At 72.1% G+C, this 14,443-nt stretch carries 13 protein-coding genes; 7 read left to right on the forward strand and 6 right to left on the reverse strand.

Features of this window, described 5'->3' with window-relative positions; all coding sequences use genetic code 11:
- The first annotated feature begins 17 nt into the window (after positions 1-17).
- Positions 18-245, forward strand: coding sequence for a DUF2530 domain-containing protein (locus AB0M30_RS27640; protein WP_364589317.1), 228 nt, complete (start codon positions 18-20; stop codon positions 243-245).
- Positions 246-264: 19 nt separating this feature from the next.
- On the opposite strand, the gene AB0M30_RS27645 is transcribed toward AB0M30_RS27640, so the two are convergent.
- Together AB0M30_RS27645 and AB0M30_RS27650 are read right to left on the reverse strand one after the other, a co-directional pair.
- The gene (locus AB0M30_RS27645; protein ID WP_364589107.1) at positions 265-3,072 is read right to left on the reverse strand and encodes a molecular chaperone Hsp90; all 2,808 of its coding nucleotides are present in this window, start codon (positions 3,070-3,072) and stop codon (positions 265-267) included.
- On the reverse strand, positions 3,069-5,003 hold the full coding sequence (locus tag AB0M30_RS27650; RefSeq protein ID WP_364589110.1) for a DUF3027 domain-containing protein: 1,935 nt from the start codon (positions 5,001-5,003) through the stop codon (positions 3,069-3,071). The genes AB0M30_RS27645 and AB0M30_RS27650 overlap by 4 nt, the downstream gene beginning before the upstream one ends.
- A 51-nt stretch (positions 5,004-5,054) precedes the next feature.
- On the opposite strand from AB0M30_RS27650, the gene AB0M30_RS27655 reads away from it, so the two are divergent.
- From AB0M30_RS27655 to AB0M30_RS27665, 3 genes are read left to right on the forward strand one after another with little or no spacing between them, the layout of a single operon-like run.
- Positions 5,055-5,822, forward strand: coding sequence for a glutaminyl-peptide cyclotransferase (locus tag AB0M30_RS27655; protein WP_364589113.1), 768 nt, complete (start codon positions 5,055-5,057; stop codon positions 5,820-5,822).
- Between the two features lie 50 nt (positions 5,823-5,872).
- Positions 5,873-7,762 carry an MFS transporter gene (locus AB0M30_RS27660; protein WP_364589115.1) on the forward strand — a complete coding sequence of 630 codons (1,890 nt, stop codon included), beginning with the start codon at positions 5,873-5,875 and terminating at the stop codon, positions 7,760-7,762.
- Positions 7,763-7,771: 9 nt separating this feature from the next.
- A complete protein-coding gene (locus AB0M30_RS27665) occupies positions 7,772-8,248 on the forward strand; it encodes a DUF2771 family protein (protein WP_364589118.1) in 477 nt (158 codons plus the stop codon).
- On the opposite strand, the gene AB0M30_RS27670 is transcribed toward AB0M30_RS27665, so the two are convergent.
- Positions 8,245-8,631: a cold-shock protein gene (locus tag AB0M30_RS27670; protein WP_013230216.1), complete on the reverse strand. Its 387-nt coding sequence runs from the start codon at positions 8,629-8,631 to the stop codon at positions 8,245-8,247. The two genes, AB0M30_RS27665 and AB0M30_RS27670, sit on opposite strands and share 4 nt — an antisense overlap.
- Positions 8,632-8,864: 233 nt before the next feature.
- On the opposite strand from AB0M30_RS27670, the gene AB0M30_RS27675 reads away from it, so the two are divergent.
- Positions 8,865-9,101, forward strand: a complete 237-nt coding sequence (locus AB0M30_RS27675; RefSeq protein WP_360163840.1) for a hypothetical protein — start codon at positions 8,865-8,867, stop codon at positions 9,099-9,101.
- 2 nt (positions 9,102-9,103) lie between these two features.
- Here the strand turns inward: AB0M30_RS27675 and AB0M30_RS27680 are convergent, their stop codons facing one another.
- Positions 9,104-9,727, reverse strand: coding sequence for an HAD family hydrolase (locus AB0M30_RS27680; protein WP_364589121.1), 624 nt, complete (start codon positions 9,725-9,727; stop codon positions 9,104-9,106).
- A gap of 95 nt (positions 9,728-9,822) precedes the next feature.
- Here AB0M30_RS27680 and AB0M30_RS27685 point away from each other — a divergent pair, with 95 nt between their 5' ends.
- Positions 9,823-10,422 carry a TetR family transcriptional regulator gene (locus tag AB0M30_RS27685; RefSeq protein ID WP_364589123.1) on the forward strand — a complete coding sequence of 200 codons (600 nt, stop codon included), beginning with the start codon at positions 9,823-9,825 and terminating at the stop codon, positions 10,420-10,422.
- Complete coding sequence (locus AB0M30_RS27690; RefSeq protein ID WP_364589126.1) at positions 10,419-11,387, forward strand: R2-like ligand-binding oxidase; 969 nt, start codon at positions 10,419-10,421, stop codon at positions 11,385-11,387. The genes AB0M30_RS27685 and AB0M30_RS27690 overlap by 4 nt, the downstream gene beginning before the upstream one ends.
- 40 nt (positions 11,388-11,427) lie before the next feature.
- Here AB0M30_RS27690 and AB0M30_RS27695 read toward each other — a convergent pair whose 3' ends face one another.
- Together AB0M30_RS27695 and AB0M30_RS27700 are read right to left on the reverse strand one after the other, a co-directional pair.
- Positions 11,428-12,567: a hypothetical protein gene (locus tag AB0M30_RS27695; protein ID WP_364589129.1), complete on the reverse strand. Its 1,140-nt coding sequence runs from the start codon at positions 12,565-12,567 to the stop codon at positions 11,428-11,430.
- A 215-nt stretch (positions 12,568-12,782) separates the two neighbouring features.
- Complete coding sequence (locus AB0M30_RS27700) at positions 12,783-14,441, reverse strand: AMP-binding protein (protein ID WP_364589132.1); 1,659 nt, start codon at positions 14,439-14,441, stop codon at positions 12,783-12,785.
- Between the last annotated feature and the right edge of the window lie 2 nt (positions 14,442-14,443).

The raw sequence follows: 14,443 nt of genomic DNA on the forward strand, positions 1-14,443 counted from the left end.
CGGAGGTTACGGGCTCGTTGCGGCACACGCCGGAGCTGCCCAAGAGGCTCACCGACCTGACACCGGTGGTGATCGTAGGCACCTCGATCTGGGCTGTCGCGCTGGTGGTGCTCTTCTTCACGACTTCGGGTCTGTGGGTGCGGACGGCGCTGTCCGGTTTCGCGCTCGGCTTCGTCGGCCTGGCGATCATCGCCTGGCAGCGCGCCGCCGCCCGCCGCGGGTCGAAGTCGGCCCAGCGGCTCTGAGGCCCTGAGGCGCTGGCGCTTACGCCAGCAGCGTCCGCGGCGAGGGGTCGTCGAGCAGCGCCGTGATCAGGTGCCGGTCGGGCCAGCGCCCGGCCGCCCAGGCGAACGCGCGGGCCAGGCCCTCCGAAGTGTCGGCCGCGTGCAGCCGGTCGTCGGACCACCACTGGACGTCGTGTTCGGCACCCTGGATGCGCACGGACAGCGGATCGTGCACCAGGACGCCGCCGTCCGGGAGCCGGATGCCGAGCTGGTCCGCGACGAGCTTCAGCGCGGGGAGCTCGGCCCAGGGCGCGTACTCGCCCTCGCTGACGACCCGGGCTTCCTCCGTGCTCGCGAGCGGCAGGTCGAGCAGGTCCGCGAGCCGCTCCGGGTCCTCGGGGGCGACCACGTACTGGCCGGGCTCGAGCGCTCCGGCGACCCACGGCACGTCCAGGACCAGCGCGTCGTCCACAACGGACCCGTCCGCGGCCCGGACGGCCCGCGGCACGCCCGGCTCCGAGCCGGACTCGATGACAGCGTCGTAAGCGCGCGTGGTCAGCCCGGGCGAGACCACGCGTTCCGGGTCGGCGAGCCGGTCAAGGAGGTCTCTCGCTTCGTCCACACTGGACAATGTCAGGTCCACCCGGACACCGGCAATCCGGAGAAGTTCTTCACTCAGGCCGACATCGGGAACCTCGTCGAAGAGCCCCGCCAGATCGGCGTCCGGCAGCCGCCATTCGTTCGGCGCGGCCCCTTCGAGCACGGCGTACTGCGCGATCCACCAAGCGGCGTGCCCGTGCGGCGCGCGCAGGGCGTGCCAGGTTTCCGGTCGCGCGGCGAGCAGGCGCAGGGCGGCGGGCCAGGCGTCGTCGGCGACGAGGTCCAGGTCGCGGATCGCGACGAGCGTCGACGGCGGCTCCGGCCGCGAGTCCCACCAGGCTTCCTCGTCGGGCAGGTCGTGGTCGGGCTCGTGCGGCTCGTCGTCGACCACCACCGCGAAGGAGTCGAGCACACCGGCGGCTTCGAGGGTGCTTTGCGGCCAGTCCTCGGCGAAGTCCTCGTCGAGGACGTCCATCGCACCGTCTTCCTCGAACACCTCCTCGTCGAAGATGTCGAGCAGCGGCGACGTCGGCAGGACGAGTTCGTCGGCCCGTCGCCAGGTATCGGTGCCGGGCAACGCGAGCGCACCGACCCAGCGCGGGGCGTCGTCCCCGCAGTCGGCGATCAGCCGCAGCACCGCACCGGCGAGCGTCGTACCGTCCAAACCGGACTTGATGTCCTCGACACTGCGCTCGACGGCGTCACGCAGAGGATCGGCGTTGAGCAGTTCGCGGGCGTCAGCGTGCTTGGCACCCAAGCGTTCCAGGAGCGGGTGCGAGGCGGCCGGGTGCACCAGCCGCAGGCCCGGGATGTCTACATCGGACAGCAGGTCGAGCAGTTCGGCCGAGCCTTCGACGAGCAGGCAGCCGCGGGCGCCCGGCAGCGTCCGGCCGTCCGACAGCGGAACGGGCAGGCCGTCCAGCCGCTCGGCGGCGAGCGCGTGCGACTCGACGGCGATCGCCAGCGCCGCGTAGAGTTCCCGCCACCAGCTCGGATCGCGCGTGACACCGGTGAGCGTGTCCAGCACCTCTTCGATGCCGATCACTTGCCCCGAAACGGCTTTGAGGACTTGCGCGGGCCCTTCGACCAGGCCGGGCACGAGCTCGGTGAGCAGCGCGGGCAGGCCGGGCACGTCGACGTCGAGCACCCGGGCCTGCCGACCGGCCACTTCCTTGCCGTCCTGACTGGACAGCCACGGTTCCACCGCGAGGACGGCCAAGACCTCGTCACGCAGCTTGTTGTCCACAGTGGACTTTGGAAATCCCGGTACCGGCACGAGCGCGAACCGTTGCCCGGGCGGCAGCAGCCGGACGAGCCCGACGTATTCCTTCGCCGCCGCCTCGAGCGCTTGCGCCAGTTCGGGTCCGGGCAGCGCGCGACGTCGCGACGGTTCGACCGGAACGGAAGCGAGCAGCCGCGCGGGCAGCGACAGTCCGTCGTCGGTGGGCGTCGGGGCGTGCAGAACGTCCTCGTCGAGCGGCCGGGGAGCCCCGCCGGCATCGACCGGGACGGCCCACACGACATCGCCGCGATGAGTCAGCCAGCGCGTTTCCCGTTCGGGGCCCCGGATTTCGACGTGGTCACCATCGGCTTCGCGCGTCCAAACGCGACCGTCGACGTCGAATTCCGCCAGCCAGGGCAGGGCCAGCAGCAGATCGGCGACGTCCCGGGCGAGGTCGTCGAGCAGGATCCGCCCGTCGACGCCGTCCCGCAGCGGCAGCCGGACTTCGGTGTCGAAGCCGGGCGGCACGTCGGCGGGAACGGGCCACGGGAGCCGCAGGACGGGAACGTCCCCCTCGATCCCGGCGGCTTGCCGGGTGCGATCGGCGGAGAAGGCGACCCCACCGGTGGCGGAGACGACGCGCGGTTCGTCGGAGACGGTCCGCACGGCGGCGAACCCGACCCCGAAGCGCCCGACGGTCTCCCCGGTCTTGCCGGAGGCCCGCAGCGAGGCGAGCGAGGCAACGCCCCGGGCGTCGAGCGGAGCACCGGTGTTGGCGAACCGCAGTTCGGAGTCCACAAGGGACACCCGAACCCGCCCGGGCATCCCCCCGGCCATGGCGGCATCGGCGGCGTTCTGCGCGAGCTCGACGAAGAGCCGATCCCGGTAGGCGCCGACACGGAGGTCCCGTTCGACGTTGGTGTCTTCGGTGAGCCGGGTGGGCGAGTCCCGCCAGGAGCGCAGCGTGGCCTCGCGGAGCCGCGCGGTCCCGAACGGATCGCCCGGCTCAGGGGTGTCGCCGATCACCGTTCGGGAGCGTTGTCGACCTGGGCTTGCGCTTCATCGGCCTCGCTCACGACATTGTCGGTGAGAACGGCGGGGGGAACTTCGCTGTCCTGAGGTTCACCGCCCTGAGCCGGCTCGGCCTGGGCCGGCTCCGCGTCGGCGGGTTCCGGCACCACGACGGCCTCAGCCTCAGCCTCAGCGTCAGCCGAGGTCGGCGCCGCTGCTTCTTGCGGCTCGGTCCCGGCAGCCTCGGTCACCTCGGCCGCTTCCGGCAGCTCGGTTTCAGCAGACTCGGCGGGAACAGGATCCACCTCCGCAGCATCCGACTCGGCGGCCACCGGAATTTCACCCGTCTCGGGCTCGGCCGCGGGCACGTGCGGCTCGGGAGCAGCCTGAACCACAGCCGCATCGGTGACCTCGGCTTGCGTCGGCTCGGCTTCCGCGGGCTCAGGCACCTCGTCCACCACCGGCTCGGCCACCGCAGGCTCCGCCACCGGTTCGGCCGGCGCCTCCGGAGCTGCGACCGGCTCGGCCACCGCCGCCTCCGCGACCGGCTCGGTCACCGCCGCATCCTCCGGCTCGGCCACCTCAGGCGCCACCGATTCCTCCGCCGCAGCACTCGGCTCGGCAACCTCTGCCGCCGCAGGCTCGGCTACCGCCGCATCACCCGGCTCAGCAACCTCTGCCGCCGCAGGCTCGGCTACCGCCGCATCACCCGGCTCAGCAACCTCCGCCGCCACCGGCTCGGCCACCGCCGACTCGGCCACCGCCGCATCACCCGGCTCAGCAACCTCCGCCGCCACCGGCTCGGCCACCCCTGCATCACTCGGCTCAGCGACCTCCGCCGCCGCAGGCTCCGCCGCCACCGGCTCGGCCACCGCCGCAGCACTCGGCTCAGCGACCTCCGCCGCCACCGGCTCGGCCACCCCTGCATCACCCGGCTCAGCGACCTCCGCCGCGACCGGCTCGGCTACCGCCGCATCACCCGGCTCAGCGACCTCCGCCGCCACCGGCTCGGCCGGAGCCGCAGGCTCGGCTACGGGCGCCTCGGCCACCACCGGCTCGGCAACCGCAGCAGCCGCCTCAGCAGACTCCGCCTGGGCCGTCTCCGGCTCCACCTCCGCCGGCGACACATCCGACTCCGCGATACCCGTCTCCGGCTCGGCCGCCGCCGTCTCCACTACCGCCGGCGACGGCGCCGGGGTGAAGTCCAGCAAAGAATCGTCGTACACCAGCTCGGCCACCGGGACCGATGAGGTCACCTCGACCTCCACCTCCGAGTGCGCTCCGCACCCGTACTCCACGTCCACCACGTGGCCGTCCGCCGGGGCGATGTCGTTGCCGCACACCCCGAACACTCCGCGCAGCGAGCCCGCCAGCGGTACGAAGAACCCGCACGTCCCGCACACGTCCGGCGCACTGCGGGCCATGTCCGACCGCGGTCCGAACTCGCCCGCGTGCCACCGGGCCGCCGCCTCCGTGCGGCCGAACCGGGACAGCGCGTGCACGCGGCCCAATCCCGCCTCGTGGGCGACCTCCTCCACCGCCGGGTCGTCCGACTGGAGGTACGCCGGCACCAGGCGGGGGTCGTTCTCCGCCGCCGGGAAGATGTCGCCCACTCCGAGGTCGCCCGCGCGCACCCGGCGCTCCCACGGCACCCACGCCGGGGCGACCAGCGCCGAAGGCCCGGGCACCAGCACGACCTCGCTGACCGTCACCGGCTCGTCGTCGCCCGCTGCCGCGACCGTGACCGACCAGCGCCAGCCTCCGTAGCCCGGGACTTGGGCCTCGAACAGGTGACTCGCCGTGACCGCGTCCTCGCGGCTGACCCCCACATGGGCGCCGAGCTGCTCCTCGGGTGCGTCCTCCAGCACCGCAGCTCGCGCGAACTCCACCGCTTCGGCGAGTTTGCGCTGCACGGAACCGTCGTCCAGGGTCAGCAGCAGAGTCATGCGGCCAATTGTGCCGCACGCATCCGCGGCGCCCGTGCCAGGCTGTTCTACGTGCGCACGCCGATCGTCACCTCGCTGCTGTTGGCCGCCGCGCTCGGCGGCTGTGCCGGTGCCCCGGAACAACCAGCCGGGCCGGAACGGCTCACCATCCAGGTGGTCGAGACGCTGCCGCACGACCCCGCCGCCTTCACCGAAGGCCTCGAGTTCGCCGGCGACACCCTCTACGAAAGCACCGGGCTCGCCGGGCGGTCGACGCTCACCGCGGGGCCGGCGGGCGGCGAGCCCCGGACCACGGCCACGCTGCCGTCGCCGCTGTTCGGCGAGGGCGTCACCGTCCTCGGGCCGACGCTGTGGCAGCTCACCTGGCAGGACGGGTTCGCCATCGAACGCGACTCGGCGACCCTCGCCGAGCTGCGGCGCGTGCCGTTCCAGGGCGAAGGCTGGGGCCTGTGCCACCAGGCCGGCGGCCGGCTGGTGATGAGCAACGGCTCCGCGCGGCTGACCTTCCGGGACCCGAAGACCTTCGCCGTCACCGGGGGCGTCGACGTCGGCCGCGACCAGCTCAACGAGCTCGAATGCGTCGGCGACGACGTCTACGCAAACGTTTGGCACACCGACACCATCCTGCGGGTCGAGGCCGCCACCGGACGCGTGACCGGGACGATCGACGCAGGTCAGCTGCGCGCGAAAGTGAACGCCACGGGCGCCGAAGACGTGCTCAACGGTATCGCCGCCGTCCCGGGCACCGGCGATTTCCTGCTCACCGGGAAGCAGTGGCCGGTCACGTTCCGGGTGAGGTTCGTCCCGGCGCCGGCGTGAAAGCACGGATGAGCAGGCGGAACCGGCCCCCGGTAAGGCAGGATTGACACGTGGCACTCTTCGGCTCGCGCTCCGGCTCCGACGGCACCCCGTCGGGTCAGCCGCACGGCCGGAAGTCCAAGCGGCGCTGGACGCCGGAACCGGGCGCCGCGCAGGCGCGGTCCTGGCGGGATGCCGCCGCGCCGCGCGCCGAGCACGGCAGCCCGCCGCCACCCACCCGCGTCCAGCGGCCCGTCCCGCCGCGCGCGGGCTTTCCCGACGGCCGCGTGCCGAACGCCGGCGAAGCCCCCACCGCGGCCGCGCCGGCGAACCACCGGCCGCCGCCCCCGCGCGGGGCCCGGCCCTATGACCCGCACCGCACCGAGCCGGTGCGCCGCGAGCCGCCCGGCAGTGGCTTCTACCAGGGCGAACGCTACCCGGGCAGCGGCGAGTACGAGCACTACGACACCGGCGGCTACGCGGGCGAACCGCGGCCGCCGGAGCCGGCGCCCCAGCCACCGCAGCCGCCCCGGGAAGAGCCGCGCACGCCGGGCGGGACGCCGAAGCTGCCGAAGAAGATCACCGTCACGCGGGTGGCGGCGATGCGCAGCCGCCAGCTGACCGGCCAGGCCGTCGACGCCTTCCAGCGCGCGACGAAGGCCGACGGCGCCGAGAAGTCCGGCCTCACCTCGCTGACCTACGCCGTGATGCTGAACTACGCCAGCGACGCGGCGATGGCGATCGCGCTGGCCAACACCCTCTTCTTCGCCGCCACCAGCGGGGAGAGCAAGGGCAAGGTGGCGCTCTACCTGCTCATCACGATCGCGCCGTTCGCGCTGGTCGCGCCGGTGATCGGGCCCGCGCTCGACAAGGTGCAGCGCGGCCGGCGGCTGGCGATGTGCGCGTCTTCGGTCGGCCAGGGGCTGATGGCCGTGGTGATGGCGCTGCACTTCGACGACTGGCTGCTCTACCCGGCCGCGCTCGGGATGATGGTGCTGTCGAAGTCGTTCACCGTGCTCAAGGCCGCGGTCACCCCCCGGGTGCTGCCGTCGGAGATCACGCTGTCCAAGACGAACGCCCGCCTGACCACGTTCGGCCTGGTCGCCGCCGGCGTGTTCGGCGCGGTGGCCAGTGGCATCAACGCGATCTCCGGCTCGGCGGGTGCGCTGTGGTTCACCGCGCTGATCTGCGTCGCCGCGGCCGTGCAGTCGATGCGGATCCCGGCCTGGGTGGAGGCGACCGAGGGCGAGGTGCCGACTTCCCTTTCGGCTCACCCGAAGGAGAAGAAACGGCGTCAGCCGATGGGGCGCCACATCGTCGTCGCGCTCTGGGGCAACGGCTCGGTGCGCGTGCTCACCGGCTTCCTCATGATGTTCGCCGCGTTCGCGGTCAAGGCGCAGACCGAGGGCAGCGGCCAGACGCCGTTCATGCAGCTGCTGCTGCTCGGCGTGATCGGTGCCGCGGCGGGGGCCGGCGGTTTCCTCGGCAACGCGCTGGGCTCGCGCCTGCACTTCGGCAGCCCGGACCAGGTGATCGTCGGGTGCGTGGCGGGCTGCGTACTGGCCGCGCTGGTCGCGACGATCCTGCCCGGCCTCGCCACGGCCGCGATCGTCGGCCTGGTCGGCGCGACGGCCAGCGCGCTGGCCAAGATCAGCCTCGACGCCGTCATCCAGGAGGACCTGCCCGAGGAGTCGCGCGCTTCGGCGTTCGGCCGCTCGGAGACCGTGCTGCAGCTGGCCTGGTGCCTCGGCGGCGCGGTCGGCCTGCTGCTGCCGCCGACGTACTGGATCGGCTTCCTGGTGATCACGGTCGTGCTGGCCGTCGGGTGCGCGCAGACGTTCCTGGTGCGCCGCGGCGGCTCGCTCGTGCCCGGCCTCGGCGGCGACCGGCCGCTGCGCCCCGAGCCGACCGGCAGCTTCCCGGCCCAGGGCCTGCCCAGCGACCCGCGAGCCCGCCGGTAGGCTCCGGCCATGCGACGTTCCCGGGTGGTGGCCCTGCTTGCGGCCGGTGGGTTCGCGGTGGCCGGCTGCTCGGCGCCCGGCCCGGCCGAGGTCACCTTCTACGCCGACGGCCACACCATCAACTCCGCCCCCGTGCTCACGTGCGACTACTCGCAGAAGCTCGCGCAGCCCTGCAACGCGAAGGGCTCGACGCAGACGCTGAAGGTCCGCCCGGGCAAGCCGGTGCAGATCTCGGTGCCCGGCGAAGTCGCGGACTCGCCCTGGCAGATCGTCTACGAGTACGTGACCCCGCAGGGCGAGTTCAAGCAGAGCGCCCCGATCCCGTTCACGTCACTGGACCGCTACGCCTACACGGTCACGCCGCCGACGCCCGCCGACCGCATCTCGGCGGTGGACGTGCAGAAGTACACGGCCGTGCTCAACGCGGACACCGGCGAGTCGGGCCTGCTGCCCAGTGACGTGTGGGGCCTGCGGCTGGAGGCTTAGGGATCGATGTCGCGGGCGACCGCGCGCATGATCTCGGCGATCTGCTTGGTGTGCTTGCGGTCCGGGTAGCGGTTGCGCCGCAGGTCCGGCTGCACCTTCAGCTCGAGCAGCTTGATCATGTCCTCGATCAGGCCGTGCAGCTCCTCGGCCGGGCGACGGCGCGCCTCGGCGACGGACGGCGGCGGGTCGAGCAGCCGGACGGAGAGCGCCTGCGGACCGCGGCGGCCGTCGGCGACGCCGAACTCCAGCCGCTGGCCGGCCTTCAGCCCCTCGACGCCCTGCGGCAGCGCGGCCTTGCGAATGTAGACGTCGGCGCCACCGTCCTGCGTGACGAACCCGAACCCCTTCTCCGCGTCGTACCACTTGACCTTGCCGGTCGGCACTTCCCTCACCAGTCTTTCTGCTGTCCGCTCACGACGAACGCGCCCGGGGCGTACCCAGGGCGCGCTGGGTAAAGGGTATCTCGCCACAGGCCCTGGGGAGAAGCCGATACCGCCGGATACTGTGCCGGCCGGTACTGACCCGACCACAGTCACGGCCGAATGACTTCTCGACAACGGCTACTTGCCGCCTGGGGGTCGGCCTGCTTCTGGCCGACTCAGTACCCTCTTGCTTCATGAAGAGCACGACGAAGGAGGCGGGCGTGGCCGCTCCCGGCAAACCGTTCCTGATGCGCATCGGCATCGGGCTTTTCGGTCTCGGCATGGTCGCCGTGCTGGCGGTGTTCATCATGTTCGCCGCCGGCCTGGAGAACCTGCCGGTGTGGCTGTCCCTCGCCGCCGGGGTGATCACGCCCCTGGGCCTGGCGCTGGGCTTGATCGCGCTGGTGATCGAGGCGCGCGCCAAGAAGTAGCGTTAGGGCACCACGCTCCCCGCGAACGTCCGCTCGAACCACTCCGGGAACTCGGTCAGCGATTCGAACACCACCTCGGCGCCTTCGCTGAGCAAGAGCGTGCGATCGCACGGCCCGGTGGTGACGCCGACCGGGATCGCCCCGGCGGCCAGCGCACCCCGGATGTCACCGGCGTGATCTCCGACATACACCCGGGCGTGGTGGGCCAGCAGCGCCTCGGCTTTCTGGGTCGACCACAGCTCGCCGACGACCTCGTCGACGTCGAGCCCGAGCGCGTCCACGTGCAGCTGCGCGTTGGGCCCGTACTTGCCGGTGACGACCAGCGTGCGCCCGCCCGCGGCCCGGACCGCGCGAAGTGACTCGACCGCGCCCGGCAGCGCGACCGCGCTCGGCACGACCACCTCGGGGTACATCGCGCGGAACCGGTCGACGAGCCCGGGGATGCGTTCCTCGGGCGCTTCGAAGCCGCGCAGGATGTCGTCGAGCGGCGGGCCGAGGTTGGCCGCGAACGCGTCGCCGTCCAGCGGCAAGCCGGATTCGACGCCGAGCGCGTTCATCGCCGCGGCCATGCCCGGCCGGGCGTCGATCAGTGTCATGTCGAGGTCGAACCCCACGGTGATGCCCACAGCCGACACGGTAGCCGCAGGGACCGACAGTTTTACACCACGACCGACCGTGTACACCGCCTTGACAGCAGAGCGATCTGTGTCAAGGTGAAAGTGTGACCAGCTTCACCGAGCGGACGAAGGCGTCCCTGCGCGAAACGCTGCTCGACGCGGCCGCCGACCTGCTGCCGGACCGCGGCCACGCGGGCCTGCGGATGGCCGACGTCGCCGCGAAGGCCGGCGTGAGCAGGCAGACGGTCTACAACGAGTTCGGGAACAAGGCGGCGCTGACCCAGGCGGTGGCGCTGCGCACCGCGGCGGAGTTCCTCGACGGGATCCGGCAGCGGTTCGAAACGGCGGACGGGCTCCTGGCGGGCATCCACCACGCCGTCGTCTACACGATCGAGCACGCGCGGGAGAACCGCCTGGTCGCGGCGGCGCTCGGCACCGAAGCGGGCGAGGACCTGCTGCCGCTGCTCACGACCCGGGGCGAGCCGATCCTCAGCGCGGCCGCGGCCCTCGCCGCCGAGCAGTACCGCGAGTTCGAACCCGGGCTCTCGGCCGAAGCCGCGGCGCTGCTCGCGGAGACCGCCGTGCGCCTTTCCCTGTCGCACCTGGTGCTCTCCACGCACTCGGCGGCCGAAGCGGCCGACGCCGTCACCGCGGTACTGGAACCCGCCATCCGCCAATTCGTCCACAATGGAGTGACACCATGACCGAAACGCTGCCCGAGCTGCGGACCGGCTTCTCCTCGCTGCGCAAGGGCGGGCTGAACTGGGACTCGTTCCCGCTGCGCCTGTTCGTCAAGGGCAACAAGAAGTTCTGGAACCCGGCGGACATCGACTTCAGCCGGGAACGCGAAGGCTGGGACTCCCTCAACCCGGAACAGCAGCGCAGCACGACCTACCTCGTCGCGCAGTTCATCGCCGGCGAAGAGGCGGTCACCGAGGACATCCAGCCGTTCATGCGGGCGATGTCGGCGACCGGCCGGTTCGGCGACGAGATGTACCTGACGCAGTTCTGCTTCGAGGAAGCCAAGCACACCGAGGTGTTCCGGCGCTGGATGGACGCGGTCGGGCTGACGCAGGACCTCCACCCGTTCGTCGCCGAGAACCCGCACTACCGCAAGCTCTTCTACGAAGAGCTGCCGCAGTCGCTGCGGGCGCTGGAGGACAATCCCAGCCCGCTCAACCAGATCCGCGCGAGCGTCACCTACAACCACGTGATCGAGGGCAGCCTCGCGCTCACCGGGTACTACTCGTGGCAGCTGATCTGCACCCAGCACGACATCCTGCCGGGCATGCAGGAACTGGTCCGCCGCATCGGCGACGACGAGCGCCGCCACATGGCCTGGGGCACGTTCACCTGCCGCCGCCACGTCGCCGCGGACGACTCCCTGTGGGACGCGGTGCAGCAGCGGATGGGCGAGCTGCTGCCGCACGCGTTGAGCATGATCCAGTGGGTGCAGGACCAGTTCGAGGAACTGCCGTTCGACAACGACCCACAGGAGATCATCCAGTACGCGGCCGACCGGGCGCAGCGGCGGCTGGGCGCGATCGAGTCGGCACGCGGGATGCCGGTGGAGCAGATCGACGTCGACTATTCGCCCGAGCAGCTCGAGGAGACCTTCGGCGAAGAAGACGCGAAGGCGATCGCGGAGGCCGCCGCGGCGGTTTCCTGAGGACGCTCGCCGGGCGGGGGCACCGCCCGGCGAGCGGTCGTCAGCTCGCCGGCCAGTAGACCGCGTGCCAGCCGAAGGACAGGTTGGACCGGCCGATGACCGTGCCGTCCGGGCCGATCCCGGTGGCCCAGCTGTTCTGGCCGCCGGGCAGGACGCCGAGGATCGTTTCCGTGCCGTCGGCGGCCCAGCGGGCCGCGACCGAGTCGACGTTGCCGACGGCCGTGCCCGCCGCGTTGATCGCGACCGCCTCGGACGGCCGGGCGGGCTCCAGCACGGTGACCCCGCCCGCGGACCAGCGCACGGCCCGGTTGCCGGCGAAGTCGACGTACCCGCTGCCGACGACCACCCCGAAGCGGTTGATCGCGCGCGGCGTCGCGGAAGCCGGTGGCGCGGGCCAGTCGAGCCGCACCTGCCGCCCGTCCCGCTTCCAGGCCACCGCGGCCGGCGAGCCGGCCTCGGTGACGGTTCCGGCGGTCACGCCGGAGTCGTTGATCGCGGCGGCCGTGGCGCCGGGGTTGCCCTGGCTGCCCGGCGAGAGATCGGTGATCGCGCCGGTGGCCGTCCAGCGGACCGCGTGCTGGTCGCCTGCGGAATCCCAGGCGTTTCCGCTGATCAGCGCGCCGTCCGCGGTGATCCCGGTGACGACGGCCTGCCCGCCGCCGGGCAGCGACGCGAGCCGGGTGACCGAGCCGTCCGGAGCCCAGCGCAGCGCGATGTACGTCCCCTCCGGGCTGCTCCCGCCGCCGGCGGTCACGCCGGTCCGGCTGATGACGACCGCGTCGGACGTCCCGGCCCACCGCAGCGCGGTGACCGAGCCGTCCGGAGCCCAGCGGACGGCGTGCGGGGCGCCGCTCACGTCGTGGGCCCAGCCCACGGCCACCCCGGCGTCGTTGACGGCGACCGCCGAGCCCTGTTCGCCACCCAGCGTCGGCAGGGCGCTGATCCGGCCCTGGCGGTCCCACTTCACCGGGTGGTACCGCAGGCGCACGTCGTACGGGTACGACTCGCCGACCATGGTGCCGTCGGCGTTGATCGCGCTCACGCCACTGAACCGGTCACCCGGCAGGGTGCCCAGGTCGACGGGCCCGTCGGTGGCCGCGGACGCCACGCCCGGCAGGCCCAGCGCGGCCGCCGCGAGCAGCGTCCCCACGGTGAGCGGTTTCTTCAGACTGGACAGCACGACTACCCCCTCCCGCGGCGGCTCCCGTCGCTTCCGTCCGGAAGCGCCCCCTCCGCCGCGACGGGACAACGCGTGGCCACCCCGGCCGGTTTAGGCGCGTGTGGGCACCTTCGCGAAGGTGCCCACACGGGTTCACCACTCCCAGCCGGAGATGATCATCACTTGCCTCCCTTCGCGGAATCGCGAAGGGGCAACGCCCGGACGTCCCGGGTGGTTTAGGCGTACTTGGCCGCCGCGGCCTGCTCCAGGCCCAGCAGGCTGATCGACTTCTCCCGCATCTCGACCTTGCGGACCTTGCCGGTCACCGTCATCGGGAACTCCTCGACGACGTGGACGTACCGCGGGATCTTGTAGTGCGCCAGCTTGCCGCTGCAGAACTCGCGCACCTTTTCCGCCGTCAACGGCGAAGCGCCTTCGCGCATCCGGACCCAGGCCATCAGCTCTTCGCCGTACTTCTCGTCGGGGACGCCGATCACCTGCGCGTCGAGGATGTCCGGGTGTGTGTACAGGAACTCCTCGATCTCGCGCGGGTACAGGTTCTCGCCGCCGCGGATGACCATGTCCTTGATGCGGCCGGTGATGTTGACGTAGCCGTCGCCGTCCATCACCGCCAGGTCGCCGGTGTGCATCCAGCGGGCCGCGTCGATCGCCTCGGCCGTCTTGTCGGGCTGTTCCCAGTACCCGAGCATCACCGAGTACCCGCGCGTGCACAGCTCGCCCGGCTCGCCGCGCGGGACCGTCAGGCCGGTTTCGGGGTCGACGACCTTGACCTCCAGGTGCGGCCCGACCCGCCCGACCGTCGACACGCGGCGCTCGATCGAGTCGTCGGACCGGGTCTGCGTCGACACCGGGGACGTCTCGGTCATGCCGTAGCAGATGGACACCTCGGCCATCCCCATCCGGGCGATGACCTGCTTCATCACCTCGACCGGGCACGGCGAACCGGCCATGATCCCGGTGCGCAGCGACGTCAGGTCGAACTCGCCGAAGTCCGGGTGGTTGAGCTCGGCGATGAACATCGTCGGCACGCCGTAGAGCGACGTGCACCGCTCGGCCGCGACCGCTTCGAGGGTGGCGCGCGGGTCGAACGCCGGGGCCGGGATGACCATGCAGGCGCCGTGGCTGGTGCAGGCCAGGTTGCCCATCACCATGCCGAAGCAGTGGTAGAAGGGCACCGGGATGCACACCTTGTCCTGCTCGGTGTAGTTGCAGAGCTCGCCGACGAAGTAGCCGTTGTTCAGGATGTTGTGGTGCGACAGCGTGGCGCCCTTGGGGAAGCCCGTGGTCCCGGACGTGTACTGGATGTTGATCGGGTCGTCGGCCGACAGCCCGGCCTGCAGGTGGGCCAGCTGCGCCGGGTCACCCCCGCGGCCGGCGTCCAGCAGCGCCTGCCAGCCCTCGCTGCCCAGGATCACGACCTGCTCGAGCCCCGCGCACTTCTCGCGCACCTCCTCCGCCATCGCGGGGTAGTCGGACGTCTTGAACGCGTCCGACGCGACCAGCAGCCGGATCCCCGCCTGGTTGAGGACGTACTCCAGTTCGTGCGCGCGGTAGGCGGGGTTGATGTTGACCAGGATGGCGCCGATCTTCGCCGTCGCATATTGCAGGAACGTCCACTCCGCCCGGTTCGGCGACCAGATGCCGACCCGGTCACCCTTGCCGATGCCCCGCGCGACCAGCCCCAGCGCGAGCGCGGCCACCTCGGCGGCCAGCTCCCGGTAGGTCCACCGCGTGCCGGCGGCCCGGTCGACGAGGGCGTCCCGCTCCCCGAACGCGGCCACCGTCCGGTCGAAGTTGTCGCCGATGGTGTCCCCGAGCAGCGGAACCTCCGAGGTCCCCGAGGCGTAGCTCGGCAGGGCGGGCGCGTCAGGCATGG

The organism is Amycolatopsis sp. NPDC051716, from assembly GCF_040681595.1.
Classification (GTDB): domain Bacteria; phylum Actinomycetota; class Actinomycetes; order Mycobacteriales; family Pseudonocardiaceae; genus Amycolatopsis.